This window comes from Sphaerochaeta globosa str. Buddy (assembly GCF_000190435.1).
GTDB lineage: Bacteria > Spirochaetota > Spirochaetia > Sphaerochaetales > Sphaerochaetaceae > Sphaerochaeta > Sphaerochaeta globosa.
Genome location: NC_015152.1, coordinates 301,140 through 319,408, shown reverse-complemented (window position 1 = coordinate 319,408; position 18,269 = coordinate 301,140). Strand labels below are relative to the sequence as shown.

Annotated in this window: 17 protein-coding genes; 4 read left to right on the top strand and 13 right to left on the bottom strand. The window is 51.6% G+C overall.

Annotated elements, in window-relative coordinates:
• Nucleotides 1–26: 26 nt before the first annotated feature.
• From SPIBUDDY_RS01460 to SPIBUDDY_RS01435, 6 genes are all read right to left on the bottom strand, one after another.
• Nucleotides 27–932, bottom strand: coding sequence for an amidoligase family protein (locus SPIBUDDY_RS01460; RefSeq protein WP_013605983.1), 906 nt, complete (start codon nucleotides 930–932; stop codon nucleotides 27–29).
• 93 nt (nucleotides 933–1,025) lie between these two features.
• Nucleotides 1,026–1,256 carry a DUF4314 domain-containing protein gene (locus SPIBUDDY_RS01455; RefSeq protein ID WP_245523796.1) on the bottom strand — a complete coding sequence of 77 codons (231 nt, stop codon included), beginning with the start codon at nucleotides 1,254–1,256 and terminating at the stop codon, nucleotides 1,026–1,028.
• 139 nt (nucleotides 1,257–1,395) lie between these two features.
• Entirely contained in the window at nucleotides 1,396–1,845 is a 450-nt protein-coding gene (locus tag SPIBUDDY_RS01450; protein WP_245523795.1) for a P27 family phage terminase small subunit, read from the bottom strand.
• A gap of 226 nt (nucleotides 1,846–2,071) precedes the next feature.
• Nucleotides 2,072–2,647, bottom strand: coding sequence for a DUF7666 domain-containing protein (locus tag SPIBUDDY_RS01445; RefSeq protein ID WP_013605980.1), 576 nt, complete (start codon nucleotides 2,645–2,647; stop codon nucleotides 2,072–2,074).
• Between the two features lie 55 nt (nucleotides 2,648–2,702).
• Nucleotides 2,703–3,236, bottom strand: coding sequence for a DUF7666 domain-containing protein (locus SPIBUDDY_RS01440; RefSeq protein WP_013605979.1), 534 nt, complete (start codon nucleotides 3,234–3,236; stop codon nucleotides 2,703–2,705).
• 444 nt (nucleotides 3,237–3,680) lie between these two features.
• A complete protein-coding gene (locus tag SPIBUDDY_RS01435; RefSeq protein ID WP_172634178.1) occupies nucleotides 3,681–6,290 on the bottom strand; it encodes a DUF927 domain-containing protein in 2,610 nt (869 codons plus the stop codon).
• Between the two features lie 3 nt (nucleotides 6,291–6,293).
• On the opposite strand from SPIBUDDY_RS01435, the gene SPIBUDDY_RS16255 reads away from it, so the two are divergent.
• Nucleotides 6,294–6,725, top strand: coding sequence for a hypothetical protein (locus SPIBUDDY_RS16255; RefSeq protein WP_172634177.1), 432 nt, complete (start codon nucleotides 6,294–6,296; stop codon nucleotides 6,723–6,725).
• On the opposite strand, the gene SPIBUDDY_RS16110 is transcribed toward SPIBUDDY_RS16255, so the two are convergent.
• Nucleotides 6,661–6,951 (bottom strand): hypothetical protein, encoded by a 291-nt coding sequence (locus SPIBUDDY_RS16110; protein ID WP_155816027.1) that lies wholly within the window; start codon nucleotides 6,949–6,951, stop codon nucleotides 6,661–6,663. The genes SPIBUDDY_RS16255 and SPIBUDDY_RS16110 overlap by 65 nt on opposite strands.
• 393 nt (nucleotides 6,952–7,344) lie before the next feature.
• Here SPIBUDDY_RS16110 and SPIBUDDY_RS01425 point away from each other — a divergent pair, with 393 nt between their 5' ends.
• Entirely contained in the window at nucleotides 7,345–8,640 is a 1,296-nt protein-coding gene (locus SPIBUDDY_RS01425; protein ID WP_013605975.1) for a DUF6076 domain-containing protein, read from the top strand.
• 238 nt (nucleotides 8,641–8,878) lie between these two features.
• Here the strand turns inward: SPIBUDDY_RS01425 and dinD are convergent, their stop codons facing one another.
• From dinD to SPIBUDDY_RS01390, 4 genes are all read right to left on the bottom strand, one after another.
• Nucleotides 8,879–9,742 carry a DNA damage-inducible protein D gene (dinD, locus tag SPIBUDDY_RS01420; protein ID WP_425358141.1) on the bottom strand — a complete coding sequence of 288 codons (864 nt, stop codon included), beginning with the start codon at nucleotides 9,740–9,742 and terminating at the stop codon, nucleotides 8,879–8,881.
• A gap of 1,794 nt (nucleotides 9,743–11,536) precedes the next feature.
• The gene (locus SPIBUDDY_RS01400; protein ID WP_013605970.1) at nucleotides 11,537–11,899 is read right to left on the bottom strand and encodes a hypothetical protein; all 363 of its coding nucleotides are present in this window, start codon (nucleotides 11,897–11,899) and stop codon (nucleotides 11,537–11,539) included.
• A 189-nt stretch (nucleotides 11,900–12,088) separates the two neighbouring features.
• Nucleotides 12,089–12,322 (bottom strand): single-stranded DNA-binding protein, encoded by a 234-nt coding sequence (locus SPIBUDDY_RS01395; RefSeq protein ID WP_013605969.1) that lies wholly within the window; start codon nucleotides 12,320–12,322, stop codon nucleotides 12,089–12,091.
• A 97-nt stretch (nucleotides 12,323–12,419) separates the two neighbouring features.
• Complete coding sequence (locus SPIBUDDY_RS01390; RefSeq protein WP_081454590.1) at nucleotides 12,420–13,079, bottom strand: helix-turn-helix domain-containing protein; 660 nt, start codon at nucleotides 13,077–13,079, stop codon at nucleotides 12,420–12,422.
• 50 nt (nucleotides 13,080–13,129) lie between these two features.
• Here SPIBUDDY_RS01390 and istA point away from each other — a divergent pair, with 50 nt between their 5' ends.
• Nucleotides 13,130–14,371 carry an IS21 family transposase gene (gene istA, locus SPIBUDDY_RS01385; RefSeq protein WP_013605967.1) on the top strand — a complete coding sequence of 414 codons (1,242 nt, stop codon included), beginning with the start codon at nucleotides 13,130–13,132 and terminating at the stop codon, nucleotides 14,369–14,371.
• Nucleotides 14,364–15,176 (top strand): ATP-binding protein, encoded by an 813-nt coding sequence (locus SPIBUDDY_RS01380; protein ID WP_013605966.1) that lies wholly within the window; start codon nucleotides 14,364–14,366, stop codon nucleotides 15,174–15,176. Before istA ends, SPIBUDDY_RS01380 begins: the two co-directional genes overlap by 8 nt.
• Before the next feature lie 134 nt (nucleotides 15,177–15,310).
• On the opposite strand, the gene SPIBUDDY_RS01375 is transcribed toward SPIBUDDY_RS01380, so the two are convergent.
• Both SPIBUDDY_RS01375 and aepY read right to left on the bottom strand, forming a co-directional pair.
• Nucleotides 15,311–17,140, bottom strand: coding sequence for a 2-aminoethylphosphonate aminotransferase (locus SPIBUDDY_RS01375; RefSeq protein ID WP_013605965.1), 1,830 nt, complete (start codon nucleotides 17,138–17,140; stop codon nucleotides 15,311–15,313).
• Nucleotides 17,137–18,267, bottom strand: coding sequence for a phosphonopyruvate decarboxylase (gene aepY, locus SPIBUDDY_RS01370; RefSeq protein WP_013605964.1), 1,131 nt, complete (start codon nucleotides 18,265–18,267; stop codon nucleotides 17,137–17,139). Before aepY ends, SPIBUDDY_RS01375 begins: the two co-directional genes overlap by 4 nt.
• Nucleotides 18,268–18,269 lie beyond the last annotated feature (2 nt).

The window sequence follows — 18,269 nt, the reverse complement described above, 5'->3', positions numbered from 1 at the left end:
CCTCAAGGTTCCAAGAAGTCGCCCCTTCAGGCTGCGATCCGCCGTCTCCACGCGGCATTTCCCGATAACCGCTTGCACAAATGCTCGCGGCAGGCTTTGAACTCGTCGCCGATGAAGCCGATGCGGTTGAGGTAGGTGCGCATCGCAAACTTCTCGTTCTCGGCCTGGGGCTTCTTGGTGCTCGCCGAGTTTTGCGTGAGCGCCTGGGTGTTCAATGCTAGGGCGAACACGATGTAGCTCCTGACCTCTCCGGCGTGCAGCGTGCTGTTGAATCCGCGTAGCTCGATGGTGCCATGGCCGTGGAATAGTGAATGTAAGTTCAAAAAGTTGTATCTGCTGCTATGGTATTTGATTTCCCTGCTTCCGCCGTAGCCGGAGTACCAGATGTCCTCGATCTCTGCGAAGGTGGTCGGTTTTTTGCGGTTCATGCTCTCTACGAGGTGGTCGTCCATCTGCTTGCAATACCGTGCCCGGCTGGCTTCGATACCCAGGGCCTTGTAGAACAGGTCGTTCCGTGCGTAGACGATGTTCACGAAGTTGCGCACCGAACGCGGTGTGTGCCCCTTTTTTTCCAAGTGCACGTGGATGCCGCATGAGCTGTTGGTGAAGGCCCCGGCCTTACGTAGTGCCCTGATGACCTCCTGCACCTTCTCGATGTCAGCTTCGTAGGTGAGGATCGGGCTGACCAGCTCGACGCTGTACAGACGAGATGCGCTCTCTTTAATCCCTCGAGTCTTGGTTTCGCATCGAATGGATCCGTCGTAGGTGAACTTCCATGCGCGGCCATCGAAGGTCTTCAGTTCGTAGGTGTCGTAGTAGGAGCCACCGTAGAGCAGCTCGCCACCGAGGACCATCTGGGCAGCCAGGGCTGCGTCCTTGCGGGTGATGCCTGTCATCTCTATCTCGATTCCGAACCGTGTTGTCTTGTCCATGCCGTCTACCTCTCTTTGGTGTGTTTTTCTTCGTACTGTAGTAATCACTCAAAGAAGGATATATAGCAAGTGTATATATGCAAATAAGATACACTATTTCGTAGGTATTTCTTCGTCCAGGCGTTTCACCATGTCGACCCCCGGTACCACTCCCAATGTCGAACCGGTTTCCCATGTAATGTGGATAGTACCGATGTCATCCACGTGGATTACTTTACCCTTGGTACCCTTGGGAGGTGCGTGCTCATCGTCTAGGCTCACCAGCTCTACTATACACCCGCTTGGGTATTGCTTCCTGAGGACCTCGACTCTCTTACGGTTCATCTCATCCATATGCATCCTCCGTGTAGTGTGCATTGATCGCTCAGCTTTGCTATAATTGCAAGTCCCCCTCCCCCGCTTCACCCGATACCACAGACCGTTGGTCCATCAGGAGAATATCGGGGGAGGACCAGCATGATAATCACCTTCGTGGATTATAAGTGAGCAAACGCTCCATGATGTCGTCCTGGGGATTGTTGCTCGGGATCGTCCTGGTGCAGTTCTCCTTCACGATCTGGTAGATGTGATACCAGCTTTGGTTGATCTGCTTCATGAAGGCATGGGACATGGCGACATACGGGCTGGGAATCGCAGCGCCGGTGGTGGGGTGCTTTGCCAGGAATCCGAACTGGCTGATGGCCATCTCGCACTGGATCCACCGAGCCACCGACATGGAGTACTCCTCGAGCATCCGGCGGGATATCAGCTCCTCGCACCCGAGTTTCTTCAGCCACAGGTAGGTCTCGGTGAATACCTCCTCGGCACACAAATCCAGACCACTACGCTGGGCTTCCTTCATGAAATCCCTCACCGGAGGCATGTCCGAGCCCTCCAGGTCCGTCGCATCCTTGCTCAGATCCAATATCTTCAATTTCCTGCCCCCGGGATTGCCGTTAGCAATCTTCTCGGCGAGCGCCTTGGGTTTGCGACCGGCGCCGATCTGGGCACCGCCGCGGTTCGTTCCGTCCTTGGCCATCCAGGGCCTCCTTCATTTGTAATAGTAGTGGGGGGGTATACCCCCGTTCGAATTCGCCGTTTTTTCGCGTGAGGGGACCCGCCCGTTGTAAGGCGCATACCCCCTAGAGATTAAGATCCCCCTAGGGGGCCCCCACCCCCATACTGTTTACTGTCGGTTGTGCCGGTTCCGCTGCGCATTGCAGCTTTTGCATAGCTATTGTCTTCCTATAGTGATATTTGTACACAGTCAGGTGATGCTTCTTCGGAAGCAAGGCCAGATGCTGGTCCACCGTAAGATCGCTGCGCTTAGTGAGAATCTCGCTAACTGCAAGTTCTCCGCGTAGACTGTTACCGTACTTTGCCATCACCTCGAATGGCGGTTTCAGGTAATTGGCAAGCCACCACGGGCAATGCTCCTCAAAAAGCAAGCGGCACACCTCGTCATGGGAGAGTTCCCTCACGATCCTGATGGCATCGGTGGCAAAGCTTTTCACCGTGACACATCGGTGATGATACCGCGTATGCGTCCGCCCCAACGGCTCGACGATGCAAAATCGTGTGTCTTCCTTGGGATAGAAGCATAATGCCGTGGTCGCCTTGTCCCCATAATGGAACCACACCACCGGATTGTCGGCCTTGGTCGTGTAGGTCTTGCCCACCTCAAACTGAAAGCTCTCGCTCCCCCTCAGATCCTTGTCGAATGCCTTGATGTACATATCCTTTTTTACCTCCTGGTCATTTGTGAGTTCTACAGCCTGCTACCTTTCTCGATCACGCCCCGGCTCGCTGCTGGTGCAGCTTGATAATGGACAACGTCATGTCGTGGTAGCGGGCCTTGGCATGGTATTTCTTGGGAAGCAGCGCATATTTCTGCTCGAGGGTGAAATCGTCACGATCCTTGATGATCTCCCCGATCACCCACTTGCCGCGTATGCGGTTGCCGTACTGTGCCATCACCTCAAACGGCGGCATCAGGCAGTTGGTGAGCCACCACGGGCAATTCTCCTGTAGCAGCATGGCGTATACCTCGTCGCGGCTCAGCTCCCTGACGATCTTCAGTGAGTTGCTGCTATGGGCGGTGATGCGGATGCAATCGCGCTGGCGCATCTTGTAGATCTTGCCCAGCGGCTGCACCTCACAGAAGCGTGAGTCCGGCTTGTGATAAAAGCAAAGCGTCGTGCTCGCCTTATCCCCATAATGGAACCAATCCCAGGGGTGCTCCTGTTCTGTGGTGTAGGTTTCCCCCACCGCAAACTGAAACCCTCCATATCCTTTCAAATCCTTGTTGAATGCCTTGATGAACATACTGTGTCTGTCTCCTGTTGTTGTGTGTGTTGATTAGTCCGTGCCCCCAGAGGCGTAACGTAAAAGGCCTCCCCAGCGGTACCATCGGGTGTTACCCGCAGGGAAAGGCCTTTGTCGTGTGACGGATCGGATGGCGTGCCGAGTCGGGCTGAAACCACACGAGTTCCGCCACCGGGGCTCAGGCCGCCCAAATCCCCAAAAAGGTAACTCTGAAAGGCTGGTATGCTACCACAACGTTACCTTGTCCATGTAATTCTATTGAAAGCAATTATACTGATGGTATCCTATAGGTAACATAAGTAACGTATAATCGATATGCTCGTATAGGGAAATAAAGAAGTATACTCCCACCCGCCAATTTCCACCTGTGGCGTGGCGTGTGGCACCCCTCATCTTTTTTTTCTCCTATAGCATGGGTATATGTGAAAATTCGGTGTTACTTCGTTACCCCATCCGTTTGCGGGTGAAAAAGCTCTCACCCGCCTCGAGAAATTCCGAGCAATCATCCTCGACATCACCCACCTCGATGTTGGCACACACCACTCGGTTGTTCACGCCGTTGATCTTTTTCTGACACTGGTGCGTGCCCTTTTTCGATCCGTCCTGGAAGAGTTTCAGGTGATCCCGATCCACAAAGCCCCTGACGCATTTGGCATACGAATACCCGGCCCTTTCCATAGCCTCCCTGAGGATGTTGATGGTGATGTACACCCCATCCCTCTCCAGTTTTCCATACCGTGGGGTGGCATGGGGCTTGAAGCAGTTGCGGTTGGAGGCCACCCACCCCTGTACGAAGCTCCATGCCCGTTCGATACTGTCTTCCTTTTCCTGCTCCTTCACATTCACCAGCACCGCCACTCCCATATCGATCACATCCTTGATGATCGTCTCAATCGGGAATGTTGCTTCGCCATAGAGGCACTGTGCACCATACAGATCGGCAAGACACATGACAGCGACACTGTCCAGGTGCACCCCTGCTTCGCCCAGATCCTTGGCATCGAAAGCCTCCTTGAGCCGGGCTCGCAAATCATGGTAGTCGGATTCCAGTTTTCCCTTCTCGGAGATCACGTGGTCGATCAGATGCCTGATGTAGATCTTTCCGGCGAATCCATAATTGGCTTCACTCACTTGGTGCACCATGCGGCCGAACTCGGGGTCGTCGATCGGGGCCCCGTAGAGCTCGATCGCACGGCTGATCACCCCGTCCATGGAATTCTCGCTGCTCAGCGGCTCTTCTCCGGTGGTCATGATGCTGTTTCGCCAGGTTAATGTCTCCTGCAATCCTCCGTTCTTCATGCCCCGGGTCTTGCCCTGACCGTTTCCCAACTGGTAGACCGCCATCGCCGGGGTGAGATTTCGTGCCATCTGCTGCAGCTCATCGATTCCCAGCGGCAGGTGCTTGAGCATGCCAGCACGACGTTCCAAGCCGACAGCAGTACTGTTGAAGTTGCCGATCATCTTCATCGGATCCCCCCAGAAGGAGAGTGCGAACTTCAAGGCGGCCGTCTTGCCGCTACGCGATGAGAACCAGCTGTGCAGGATGAAGATCCTCAGCTTCAAGGGCTCAAGCAGCACCGAGGCCGCCGCAGCATTCAGCATCGCCCGGGCGATGGGATTCTCCCTCAGTTTCATCGCGGTCTGTTTCCATAGCTCGTAGTCGCCTTGCTCACCGATCGCCTTGACCAGGTCCTGATCGGCATCCTCGAAGACGATCTGTCCCTGATAATGACAGGGATAGAATTCCTTGAAGCCGGAGAGCCACCCGATGCGACCCAGGCTGCGCGAGAGCGGGATCAGCTCCTGGTTGGCAACCTCGAAGGAATTGAAGTACATCACCATCCCCTCGCTGTTGCTCGAGGTTACCGGAAGGCCGGTATCCGCATACTTTACCAGCGAGTTCTTGTTCAGCAGCTCAGAGCGCTGTGCGATCAGGTGCTTGATGCGGCCACTACGCCAGAATGCGAGCTCCATGCGCTCGCAGCCGGTGTCGACATTCTCCATGATGCGCGTGATCACGACCGGTCGGCTGCACAACTCGGTGCACTGCATCTCTCCCTTGAATTCGTGGAATGACCGCACGCCCTCCTCCATATCCACACGGTAACCCGGAGGATCCATCATCCCACCAAGGTCCAAGCCCTCAATTTCGATCTCGCACGATTCAACGGTGAAATCTTCCTCGGCGTTCGCTTGGTATAGGAGCGCCCTGGTCTGCTTGACCGCCCGCTCGATATCGCGCAGGCCAAATCCGGCTTTCTTCAGCTTCATCTTCAGATAGGCGTACTCGGTGGGATACCGGTCCATCGCAATTGCCAGCAGCTCCCTATTGCCCTCATCCAGAAACATCGCCGGATCCAGCTTCTCATGGCCAAGCAGGCTCTGGATCCGATCCCAAGCGGTGGGAAGGGCGAATACGATGGGAGCCTTGACGCCACAACCGCCTTCGGGGCAGTCGGCACCGAGTGTGCGAAAATGCTCACACGTGCACGGCTTGCGGCTCTTTAGGGCATGGGCGATCTTGCGCTCGGTCTCCTCGAACGAATAGCCTCCATAGCCCTGGCTGAACTCGTGGCACGCCTGTACTCCATCCGATGCCAGGCAAAGGTTGTCCAGTGATGCTTTCCATAGCGGCTCGGTCTGTTTCTCGGGGTGCTCCATCAGATCCCTGATGACAGCACACCCTTCATAGATGCGAGAAGCCTCGAGAGCATCAGGATACGCCTTTTCACCCTTCTGGGGCACTGGCGAGGCCAGAGGGGCTTCTTTGGCATCAGCGAACACCAGGTAGGGCTTCAGCTCTTCCAAAGTATACAGATGCCCGTCCATCTCCCTTATCTCACAGCGCACCGGGTGCTCACTGTCCTTGAGGTTCATCGTACCGGGAAAGCGCAGCATCCTGGCAAGGTCGCTGCAATTGTCGATCTTCCAGCCACGCTCTGATGCCTTGGCACTCACATAGCGGAAGAACGCCTGCTGCAACTCGATCGCACGCCTACGCGATACCTCGTCGGTGATGCATATCGGTACGGCGAGGATGTAGATAAGGTGCACCCCGTGGCCACTGAAGATGATCGCCGTCGGCTTAGGCAGCTCCTCGTTTACGAAGGCCTTGATCTCCTCCTCACTCTCAGGCAGCTCGCGCTTGACGTGGGCGGCCAGGCTGAGCAGGTCGATGTCGAAATGGAAGGCCAACATGGCCGTCACCTGCTCGTTCGATCCCCTGGCGGTGCTCTCCAATGGCAGATTCGTCGGAGCGCAGCTGTAGAAGGTGTTATGCTGCTCTCCCAGCTTCAGAGCCTTTTCGACGAACGCATCCAGATCCTTCCGTTTGAATCGTTTGCTGCGGCAACGCTTGCCGACGAGCCAGGAAAGGGTGATGTTGTCATCGGGCGACAGCGGACCGAAGAACAGCTCGCAATACTCACGAGGCTCCATAGGCATATGCCTCCTTCACGAAGGTTCCCAAGCGGACCTCCTCATCGTTGACCTCGATGCCATACTCGGTGCAAAAGCGCTGGTAGCGTTTCTTGATCGCATCGGCCGAGGGGCGGTTGGGATACTCGCTGGCGATCTCACGCCACGAGCGGTGAAAGAAATGGCGCCATCTGAGCAGGGCGCGGAACTCCGCATCCGCTATCAACTGAAGCTCATCCTCTGCCCTGTCGATGATCGTCTCGCAGCGCTCGATCATTCCATCGATCCGCCGTCTCAATGCCTCGCGCCTGATCGCGGCGCTTCCGGTCGGATCTCCGTGGGTTCCTCCTCCCATGCGCATGCCCATGGGATTGGGGGACCTGCGTCCCACGCACCCCTCGAGCTCATCCTGCAGGGACCTGAGTTCCATCTTGGCCGTCCAAACCGACGGGCAATACTGTAGGTTCATGTACGGGTCCTCCTTGTTAATGTCGTGAGTTGTGTATAGATTTTCTAGCTTACGACTTTACTATAGCAGGACCGGAATAGCGGGTCAATAGTCAAAAGTACCATTTTTACTTTTACTTCTCTCTACATTCGATTTTTCTTGACAGGCTCCCCCACCTCACGCTACATTCGGGACAGGGAGGAGCATTCCTCCAGTTAATACTATGGATTGGGGGAGAAGTGCATGCTGCTGATCAGGCCGCGAGAGACGGGATACTCTGCTTGTACGCCCTACGGGGATGTGGTGCTTCAAAGCGGCGACCACCAGGAGCTCTTCGATTTTGTCGAGGCCGATCTCGCTCCGTTCCAACAGGCCTTCACCTCCTTCTTCGAAAGCCGCATCGACAAGGCAAGTGCCGCGTGCATCGGAGATGGAATCCAATCGGTGCTCGCAAGAGAGCTGTGTGATCGGGCGAGCGAGGTACATCCCCTGTTGGGAAACGACTCGTACCTGGACAGCCTGTCCACGATGCTCATCGACTACCTGAACGCATTGCTGATCCACCGCGGTATCGAGCTGACCAAGGAGCAGTACTTCCAAACAGCCATACACCTGTGTGATCCCATCTTCCACTGTGGTATTGCCCGCGGGCGCATCAAGCCGCGACAGGAGCTGCTTGAGGCACAGTACCGCATCTATGAGAAGCGGGATATGAAAGCCCTGATCGGAGGCCATGTGCACCTGGTGCGGCTGCAGAAGCAGCTCAGGCTCTGGCTGTACTGGATCCTGGACGCCTCAGCCGCTCGTTTCTCCAAGCTGACCATCGACGAGCGCTGCCGCCTGTACCGCCAGGTCTTCAACACAAGCGGCATCTCAAGTGACCTCATCTTCACCGAACGCTTCACGTGGAGCAGACCCCGGCGCGAGATACTCTCAATCGAGTCCTACGTCCAGCGCCCCGAGGACATCCTCGAATGGCAACAAGAAACCAAAGAGAAAAAGGAACATGCCCAGACCTTCAGGGAACTGGACGGGGATGTCGTCGTGTTGGATGGGGAGCTGGATCGATACCTGAAGGGTGCCATAGACAAAGCCAAAGAAAGTGATGAGGTCGCGTTGTTCAACGAATATGAAGTCAATGACTTCGCTCACCTGCTGGCCCTTGAGGTGCGCCTGATGGCAGCCGAGAGCACCTCGGTCAAGAGCTGCCGTCACTGCAGCCGTTATTTCATTGCAGAGAAGTCCACCATCGAGTACTGCAACCGCATCGCGCCGGGCGAGAGCGCCCCCTGTGATGTCATAGGCCCCAGGCAATCCTTTTCACGGCTTTTGGAGGAGGATGGAGCCCTGAAGGCCTACAACGCCGCCTACAAGACCTTCTATGCCCGCCAGAGACGGGGTACGATGAGCGAGGCCGAGTTCTCATCCTGGCGCGACGAGGCAAAAAGGCGTCTGCAGGATGTGCGTGAAGGCAAGATCGCACTTGAAGAGTACACCACGTGGCTCAAGCAGGATGTGCGCAAGTGGACGGCCAACTGATACTGCACACCTGAGATGTTGCCTCTCAGGGAGGCTTTTGTGAGCGGTAAGATGTTTTTACCGGAAGGAAAAAACTCCTTGACATTCACACCTGTTGCCAGATTCCCCCTTGGTGTTTGTGTATTCATTTGTATCTGCCAATGACTGGACATAGGCTCGTTTCTACAAGCGGCTTAAACGCAATTGCTTTCTTTCAGTATTGCGATTTTGCTGAGGTCAGCAAAATCGTAAGGATGTGCTATTCATCAAGCATAGGTGGCTCTTTTTTCTCTTTCAGCTTTTTAAGCTGTTCCTTGCCAATTTCGGAAATGCTCTTTTCAGGAGTGGGTAAATTCTCCGGCATTGTACCCTCGTTTTTTGCGATAGCTTCACGAACAGTCTGTCCGACTTGGTAATGCATGCCACTTGCCGTTTCCAGTCCTTGCGGCTGTTCACGTCGGAGTTTTGCCTCGGTCTGGGTAATGCGGAACAGGTTTGCACCGAGTTCTTCACTGCCCATATGGTCGAGAATTTTCTCACTTGTTTTGAGTTTTTTCCGTCTGTGAATATCTGCGGCGGTCAAGCCGCCATACAATCCCATGTAGCCTGCATTTTGAAACTGAGCATATTCCAACTGGTCGGTGATGCCCGCTTTATGTGCTGCTTCCACAAGCATAGTGTTCCAACTTGTGACCTCGCCACGGATAACAAGGCGTTTATTATCCTCGTCAAGCTCATTAAACCGATCAGCTATTTCCTGTCTGCGGGTTTGTATAGCAAAATAGGTTTGACCGAGAGCAATAGGATCTTTGCGTGGATCCCCGTTTTGCACGATGAGATAGCAGGCATAGCGTGAAAGCTCAAAATCATTTATCGGCTTAGAGGTTGCACCTGCCTCCACGATTTTTCTGGCCTCAAGAAAATGGTCTGCACATTCAAAACCGCTGTTCTGACAGGACAACATCGCCTTATCAATTACCTTTGTGAAATTACGCCATTGGGTATAATCAAGGACACTAGCAAGTTCACGGGCATACCAAAACTCTATGCCGTTTTCAGTAGTGTGCTTTATATCTTCAAATTGTTTGTATTCTGCTGCAATTAGTGTTGCCAATTTTATCACCGCCTTCTACTTATTTTACCATTATTTTTGACATCGTGAAATGGAAAGTAAGGCTTTTGAATAACAACAGGGGGATAGATTGTCCCCTTGTTGCCTCTTACTTATGCTTTTTCCGTTTCCATAGGCTTGGTGGTCATAATGCGCTACAGTTCAGTAGGGTACTTTCCAAAGATGGGCTGATCCTTCAGATTTTTGGCTGTATCATGGCGGTGCAGGTCGTGAAACTCTATTCCTAAAACCCCCTATAGGTTATTTTTTCCAAAAATCCCCCTTAAAGCGAAGTTCTCTCTATGACCTTCTCGACCTGCAGACTTTGGCAATGTGCAAGGTCAGAGCAGGTCGATTCCAGAAATATCACTGCGGCAGTTGCTTCATGAAAAGGCACCTTGATTTTAAGCAGATATCCTTCATCGGGTGACGGTCGTGAAACTCTATTCCTAAAACCCCCTATAGGCTCTTTTTTCCCTAAAAAACCCCTTAATACGAAGTCTTGGATAAGACTGTCACGACCGTCACCTGCCATGCGGATGCAAGTCGATTTTGAGAAGTTTCCAAAAATCAAGAAACAACCCATCCCATCATGGAACGAAGGAACAAGCAGAACAAGGAATCCCTATATATTATACGCGTGCGTATAAGCGTATCCGTGCTTCCTCTTCCCTCTGTTCTCCTCATAAAAGTCTTTTTAGTATATTCTTGTTCCTTCGTTCCAAATCCTTTAAAACCTGCATCCTCGGGTGGAATTTCGTCGATTTCTTGTAGAACGAGTTCTAGGAAAAGCTTGGAACGAGCTGATTCTTGTTCCTTCGCTGTTGAATCATCCCCTTCACCATCACACGTGTCGGTTTGGTACTTTCGCTCAAATTTGGTCGAAAGTTCATGCCATGCGGTTGTTCCGAACGCCGTACCCAAAAGCCGAAAAACCCCTATACGCGTGAATATGTGCATACGGGCATGCCGCGCTGGTCTTCTCCCCATATAATATTGATAATGATGACAAATGATATTTCAGGAACATAAGAACAAATCCTCCGTAATTGTAGATTCGGCAACGACACATGGCGTGTTACCGCGCATGTACCCATTGCCATGGCAAGAACACGGGTACAATCGACGTGCTGTTCCCCAGAGAGTCGCTGGTTCCCAAGAACCTCTTCGGCCACCGGCAAAGTGGATAAGAACCGGGTCCGTACAGCTCTTCAATGTTCTTCCCGATGAGAAACCCATGAGGGCGATACTTAGGCTCAATTTTGCGCTAAAGTGTCTCTCCCAGTCCAATCGACGGATACGACATCATCCCCTTGTGATCACAAGTGACACAACTGAACAACTTTTCCCTTATATATGCTAACGCGGGTATGCGCCTGCAGGCCGGTTCTTCCCTATAAGGGAAATCGATTTTGAATATAAGGAAAAAAGTTGTGTTGTGAACGCCAGTTGTGTTCACCCGCTGCTGGGACAGCTGGACAGACTGGACACTACGCCCTATAAATGTATACGGGTGCTCGCGTTGCATCCACTCCTCTTCCATCAATAAAACTCTTGTTATATGAGTTCTTGTCCCACTGCCCCAAAGCCTCGCTTATATATTGTGTGACATGAGTTGCGTCTTGGGACAGTATGGGGACACCCGCTAACATCGGCTGTCCCGTAGGCAGGGGTGTCCCGCTTGATATGATGAGAAGCGCGATCTGAAGCGTGTATAGACTTTTACTCAATTTCAAGTAAAAGTCCCCTATGATGGTCTTGGCAAGAAAATTGGCCTCAACCTGGGGGGCTTCCATCCTGATCTGATCAGACTCCCACTCCCTCGGAGGGCAGCCATTCATAGACATTGACGACTTCCTTGCTCTTACGGAACTGGCGGACATCACTATCGAGTACATCGAGCAGGATCCATCCAAGGTCCTTTCCCGCCATCCCTGCCGGGTCGTCAGCATCGTTATCCGTATGCCATTGATGCAATGCCTTCAATGGAGTGGCGCTCCATAGGCTGTCATATGCACCGAACAGGTCTCGCGCCGAAAACTTCGATCCCTGGTCGGCGACATTGCAATAGCAATAGACAGCACCTTGCACGAAAGCCTTGATCTGATCCATGCGGGATTCGTCGATGATTGCTGTGGTTTTGCGTTTCTTGGGTGTAGGTGTTACCATGAGTCTTACACTCCCCTTTATCTGGTTGTAGTAAAGCATGTGGGTTAAACTTCCATTGCACGCTCAGAGATAGTTCCTATACCAAATTGATGGATTCTGCAACCCTTTCGTTAAAATCTGTATATGCTCTACTGGTATCACATCGCTTCCTGTATACCCGAATTGGCAAACCACCCTATAGCTCTGATCTCAATGCTTCTGATACCGCTGCTGGCCCGAGGCTCCTTTGTCGGCAACGGTAACCTTGCAGTCATGTGTGCCGATATAGCTGAGGAACATGGAGCCCAGCATGAGTCGATCCCCCTTTGGGATACGGTTCCACTCATATCCCTTGAACAGATCCTTTACCAGGAAGGTCTCCCCTTCCCGCACATGCGAAGTCTCATCGATTGCGGTTTTCAACAAGGAATTCAAGTCGTCCATAAGCAAATTTCCTCCACTTCTATTTTTGTTCTTATTATTAATATTGTTATTTTTATTGTTCAGAATATTGATATTATAAGCCAAAAAATAAGGCGCGTCAATCGTTTTCGCGCTCCATCATCTCCCACACGATCTTTCTGGCTTCGGGATTTTTTTTCAAGAAACTGGTCATTCTTTGTCCACACGGATGATACTTCGCGTCCTCATCCCCATGCAACAACCATTCAGTACCTATTCCGCAGGCGTCCTCTATTCGCTGCGCCCTCCTCAAGGTCAACTTCCTACGGCCATACACAACATCCTCGATGATAGCCACTGAAATTCCTGTCAGCTTTGCGAAATCCTTCTGGTTTATATGAAGCTCCTTTCTCAAGGCTATCAACCTCTCTGCGACGGCCTCGATGCTGCTCAGCTCTTCTTGTTCACTGAACTCATGATGAAGTTTGTTACCATCTGGGTCACCGGGCTGTTCCTCAGAGAAAGGCCAACTAGAATCAAGATGAAAAACATTCCGTATGATGCTAACCAATTCATCGGTTGCTTTTCTCTTGCCTGATTCCACCTCGCTGATATGGACCCGGGAATACCCTGTTTTCATGGAGAAGGCTGAGATGGAAAGTTGATAGCTTTTACGCAATATTCTAATGGCCTTCCCGACATCTTTTTCCAGAATATCCGTATGGCTCTTTTCACTTGTTTTTGCTTCAGGGTCGATATTCATTGACAGCAGAATCCTTCTGAATAATAATCTTGACATGTTACACAAATCATATTTTTCAATAATGTGATTTGGAATAGGAGCCAACCTTGATCACATCAGACGCACCGCTCATCCGTAGCGACTATCAAACCGGACTGTTCACCAAACAGGCACTTGCCGAAAAATACCACGTACACCCAGATACGATTACCAATGTGCTCAGCAGGTGCGAAGATCGGGATATCTACCGCAGGACTTCCACTACGGGAAATCTGTTGATCACCCCGTACCAGACCTTCATCAAGGAACAGCTCCAGCGCGGAGATATGCAGGCCACATCCATATTCCAGCTTCTCATCAGACTCGGTGCCTGTCTGTCATTGTCGACGGTCACCAAGGCGGTAAGGAAAATCAAATACGATCTGGATATGGCAGCCATCCGATATGAAACATCCCCCGGCCAGCAAGCCCAGGCTGACTGGGCTTCGTTCAAAGGGTTTTCTGCAACCATCGATGGTATTGAACGCCCTATTTATGCTTTCTTCATGATCCTCGGCTATTCACGGGTGCGATATGTCGAATTCGTAACCGAGATGACCACGATGACCTTGATCAGGTGCATCGAGAACGCCTTCACGTATTACGGCGGCAGCACCAAGGAAGTGCTCTTTGACAACATGCCCCAGATAGTGAATCGCTGTCTTACCACCAAGGGTGGAAACTCTCTGGAACGGATGCTGATTCCCGAGTTCACAGCCTTCGCGGACCATGTCGGATTTGACATAACTCTTTGCAGGATAAGGAGACCGCAACAAAAAGGCAAAGTCGAGCGAGTCGTGAAATATTTTAAAGAAGGCCTCATGCCCATGCTTCCCAAGAAGACAGGACACTCGCTGATCGATCTGAATGAGCAGGCCATACAGTGGTGTGATGAAGTAAACCACCAGGAGCACATGACCACCATGGAAATTCCGTACAATCGTCTTGGTTCAGAAAACCTGAATCCACTTCCCCGGATTCCCTATCTGGAGGATACCACAGCCAAGGTCTCCAAGGACGGATGCGTTGCCTTCCGTGGCAGGGTCTTCAATGTCGATATGCGCTTTGCCGGGATCGAGGGTAAGATAATCGACCTCGAGGACACCATTTTCGGTTACTTCGACGGCAAGTTGGTCATCCTGGGTAAGCGCGATTTGCCCGTTCATGTCCGGCATCAGTATTGCCACAGCAGGCATTCAGGAAAGATCAAACAAAAACGCTCCAAGCGGATCCATACCAACATTTCCCGATGGCTTGGTGGCAACCTGCCGCAGAAGATCTCGGTTGACTGGAAGCTGATCTATGCGTGACCCGTTTACCAAGCAGGTACTGCAGGATATCGCGTCTTTCAACAATCGCTATCTTGGAGGCATTCTTGCAAACCTCTTTGAATCTCATCCTGAGCTGCAGGAAGAGATCGCCGATTCCATCATCGGTGCGGTTGCCGCCAAGGAAAATGACAACGTAAACAAGCTTCTGGAGGAGGCGTTTCTTCCCGGGTATCCCGATCACCCCACCCTCTCGGATTTTGATGCATCCTGTCTGTCAAAGACGGACAAGGAGGTGTATGATACGTTCATGACGCTCGATTGTCTCATCGACAGGAACAGAAAACCGAATCTTGTTCTCTACGGTCCTCCCGATTGTGGTAAGGAGAAGGTCGCCGTCGGATTGGGCGACCGATTGTGCAGGGAGGGGAAATCGGCGCGCTTCATCGATTTTCATCATCTGATGGAGGTGCTGCAGACCCATGGGAGACTTCCCTCCAGCAACACCCTGTACAGGATACTCACCAAGGTGGAGTGTTTGATCATCGATGATTTCGCCTGCATGAACATCCACGATGCCGATCTGCTTGACAGCCTCTATGTGTTGCTCAGGACCAGGATCGACGATCATCTCAGTCCGAAGACCAAAAAGAAGATCCGCGCCACTTTTGTCACGACTCATCATCATTTGGAAGACTGGCCGCGCCATTTGATCGGCGATGACTTCAAGGTGCTGCAGATCATCAACATCCTCTACGGTCGCGGGACCCTGCTGTCCATCGACGAGAAGGCTCCCAGAATTGAGGAGGAAGAAAACACTTCCTCATCTTCCGAGACTACCCGGTAATCACCAACCCCGAAAATTCAATTACGTTTAGAAAGTACCTTTTTCTAAAAGGCGGGAAAACTATGTCTTTTCCAATCCGGAAAATTGGAATGCTGGAAATGCCGAAAATTGCGATGCTGTCTACAGCCACAGTATCAGTTTGACAAAAAGTATTCTTTCATAAACTTTGTAAACTCAACCATCTCATGTGGCCTTATGTCTCCAATATTGGCTATCCGGAAGGTGTTGATGTTCCCGAGCTTGCCCGGATAGATGGTGAATCCTCTTTCCCTTGCAAGATCATGGAACATATCGAACGAGTATGAACCATTCTGCGGTTCCAAAATAGCCGTGATGAGATGGGACTGCAATGGTTTATTCACAAGCATCTCCAATCCGAGCTCTTCCACGGCATCAACCAGAATCTTCCAGCAAGCGGTATATCGTTCATACCGCGCTTTGATGGTCTCTTGCTTCGTTTCGATGATTGCCTGCCTCAGGGCGTTGAGCACTTGCACCGGAGGGGTGAATCGCGTCTGTAGAGTCTTGGAAAAGTATTTGTACTGGTCGTACAGGTTCATATAGTAGGTACGCATAGGCTCATCCTTAATCTTTTCCAACTCGTTTCGGTTGCAGAACACAAAACAAGCACCGGCCATACCTTGGATGCACTTATTGGAAGTGGAGGCCATGAAGTCGATGCAATCCCTCTTCATATCGATGGGAATTGCTGCAAAGGCACTAACAGTATCAATAATCGTAACAATGCCAAGGTCATGGCACATACGCCCAATCTGGGGAATGGGATTCATGAGGCCTGTGGTCGTTTCATGGTAGACAGCTGCCAAGTGCGTGAACCTTTTTCCTTCCAACCGTGTGCGTAACGCTGCAAGGTCCAAGGCCTCATAAGTAGAGCTCTCGAATATCTCGTAATCCAGTTGATAGACCGAAGCAATCTTAGCCAATCTTTGCCCATAAGAACCATTGTTGATGATCAACAAATTGCCGTTATGGGGGACACAGGAGGAAATCATAACCTCATCGGCCAGGGTTCCCGAACCTGCAAAGAGCACTGTTTCATACTCCTCTTTGCTCCCAACAAATCCTGTCAACTCATCACAAATCCAGCGCATCATCTGCCCAAACTCTTCCTCACGGGGACAGATGTCGGGACAAGCCTGTGCATATTTCACTGAGTCGGTCGTGGTTGCAGGCCCAGGATTCAATAGTACTTCCCTTCTGACCTGCCTGAGGCTTTCATTTTCCAGTATCCTAGGAAGAATATGGTTAATTGCCATCTGGAGGTGTGATGCATCATCTATCTCGCGCCAAGCAAGATACTCTACCTTTCGGACATACAGATGCTCCCCCATTCTCTGTGCCCCGACCAATGCAGCCTCATACTCCATCTTGGGCATGTCATGGTGATGGGATGCGGCAAATCTACACATTGCCTGTAGTGTCCTGTACGAAAGTTTGGAGATTCCTACCAACTCTGTAAAGGGATTCCCAATTATCTCCAGCTTTTTGGAGATTGCCCAAACCTCCTGCCTCTCATCTACTGCGATGTATACCTCATCGCCTGAATTCGTTGCACCCGAGCCTAGGACGACGTTGCGATGCGGGTCATTGAGCAGGGTGAACAAGGCAACGGAATCGTAGAGGAGGTCGGATTCGAGCAATACGAAGTCCCCACTCACCAAGGATGCACAAACCTCGAGGGTTCCCATGCTCCCGGTACCCGAATAATTTGCATTATGTACCGTTTCGATGGCAGGATACTTTTTCGCCAGTTCGTCATACCACTCATTGCAATAGCCGGTTCCAATAATAATTCGTTCAATGCCATGCTCTATCAGTTTCCGGACCGACATCTCCACCAGATAGGTTCCATTCAACTCAAGAAACCCCTTGGGCCTGTCTTTGGTCATATCCTTCAGCCGCGATCCCAATCCCGCCCCTACGATAACCGCTTCTCGAATCATCTGTCTACCTCTGTCACATACTGCATGAATGCCTGCTTGTTCTCAACAGGTGTACTCTTTGGACGTCCCAGGTCTTTCTGGTTTCCTTTTCTTACCAGCACCTCGATGCATCGCGGCCCTAGCTCATTCAGCTTCAATGCATCAACCAATTGCTCCTGGGTTGTAACCCTGATGGATGACCTATATCCCAGACAAGAAGCAACTCCGGCAAGGTCTACCTCCCTACCTACGGTCGGTTGGCCTCCGACAGAGTCATGGGCACCATTGTTTAGAATGACATGCACGTAATTCCCCGGTTTTTTCGTCCCGATAATGGCCATACCACCGAGGTGCATCAGAACCGCACCATCTCCGTCAAGACAGACCACCTGCCGTTCCTTCTTATTCAATGCAATACCCAAGGCTATCTGGGAAGCGTGGCCCATGGAACCGACGGTAAGGAAATCTTTCTGATGGCCCTCACCATTGCGTTCCCTAATCTCATACAATTCCCTGGATGCCATCCCTGTTGTGGATACATAGATTGCATTAATTGCAGTATGTTGGACCACTAGCTCCAAGGCTTCCTTTCTGCTCATCTGGCCTTCAATCTGCCGCGAGTGCTGCGGAGTATAGTCCTCAAACAACCCTTTTTTTACAATCAGGGCATACGGTGCACTTTTTAATCTCATATAACTGTATGCATTTTCAACCTGAACACGCAGTTGGTCTGAATCAGCTGAGATCACCTGATAGGGAATTCCCATAGTATCCAGCAGGCTCAAGGTAACCTTACCTTGCTTCACATGCTGTGGTTCATCATGCACCCCTGGCTCTCCCCTCCAGCCGATGCAGAGAAGCAGGGGGATCTGGTATACTTCATTGTCTGCAAGAGAGAGCAGTGGATTAACGGCATTCCCCTCGCCTGAGTTCTGCATGTAGACCATAGGGATGGTTCCACTTGCTAGATGATGACCGGTTGCTAGGGCTACAGCATTACCCTCATTGGCCGCTATGATGTGATGCTCTGAATCGAAGGCATCATTGATGAAAGCACATAGATTCTTGAGCAGGGAGTCAGGAACCCCGGTAAAGAATACCGTCCCTTGTTTCTGCAACTCCCCCACAAACATTGATGGTACAATCATGA

Coding starts and splice junctions, on each gene's coding strand:
- SPIBUDDY_RS01460 (WP_013605983.1), bottom strand. CDS start 932: ATGGACAAGACAACACGGTTCGGAATCGAGATAGAGATGACAGGCATC.
- SPIBUDDY_RS01455 (WP_245523796.1), bottom strand. CDS start 1,256: ATGAACCGTAAGAGAGTCGAGGTCCTCAGGAAGCAATACCCAAGCGGG.
- SPIBUDDY_RS01445 (WP_013605980.1), bottom strand. CDS start 2,647: ATGTACATCAAGGCATTCGACAAGGATCTGAGGGGGAGCGAGAGCTTT.
- SPIBUDDY_RS01440 (WP_013605979.1), bottom strand. CDS start 3,236: ATGTTCATCAAGGCATTCAACAAGGATTTGAAAGGATATGGAGGGTTT.
- SPIBUDDY_RS01425 (WP_013605975.1), top strand. CDS start 7,345: ATGCTGCTGATCAGGCCGCGAGAGACGGGATACTCTGCTTGTACGCCC.
- SPIBUDDY_RS01400 (WP_013605970.1), bottom strand. CDS start 11,899: ATGGTAACACCTACACCCAAGAAACGCAAAACCACAGCAATCATCGAC.
- SPIBUDDY_RS01395 (WP_013605969.1), bottom strand. CDS start 12,322: ATGGACGACTTGAATTCCTTGTTGAAAACCGCAATCGATGAGACTTCG.
- SPIBUDDY_RS01390 (WP_081454590.1), bottom strand. CDS start 13,079: ATGTCAAGATTATTATTCAGAAGGATTCTGCTGTCAATGAATATCGAC.
- SPIBUDDY_RS01380 (WP_013605966.1), top strand. CDS start 14,364: ATGCGTGACCCGTTTACCAAGCAGGTACTGCAGGATATCGCGTCTTTC.
- SPIBUDDY_RS01375 (WP_013605965.1), bottom strand. CDS start 17,140: ATGATTCGAGAAGCGGTTATCGTAGGGGCGGGATTGGGATCGCGGCTG.
- aepY (WP_013605964.1), bottom strand. CDS start 18,267: ATGATTGTACCATCAATGTTTGTGGGGGAGTTGCAGAAACAAGGGACG.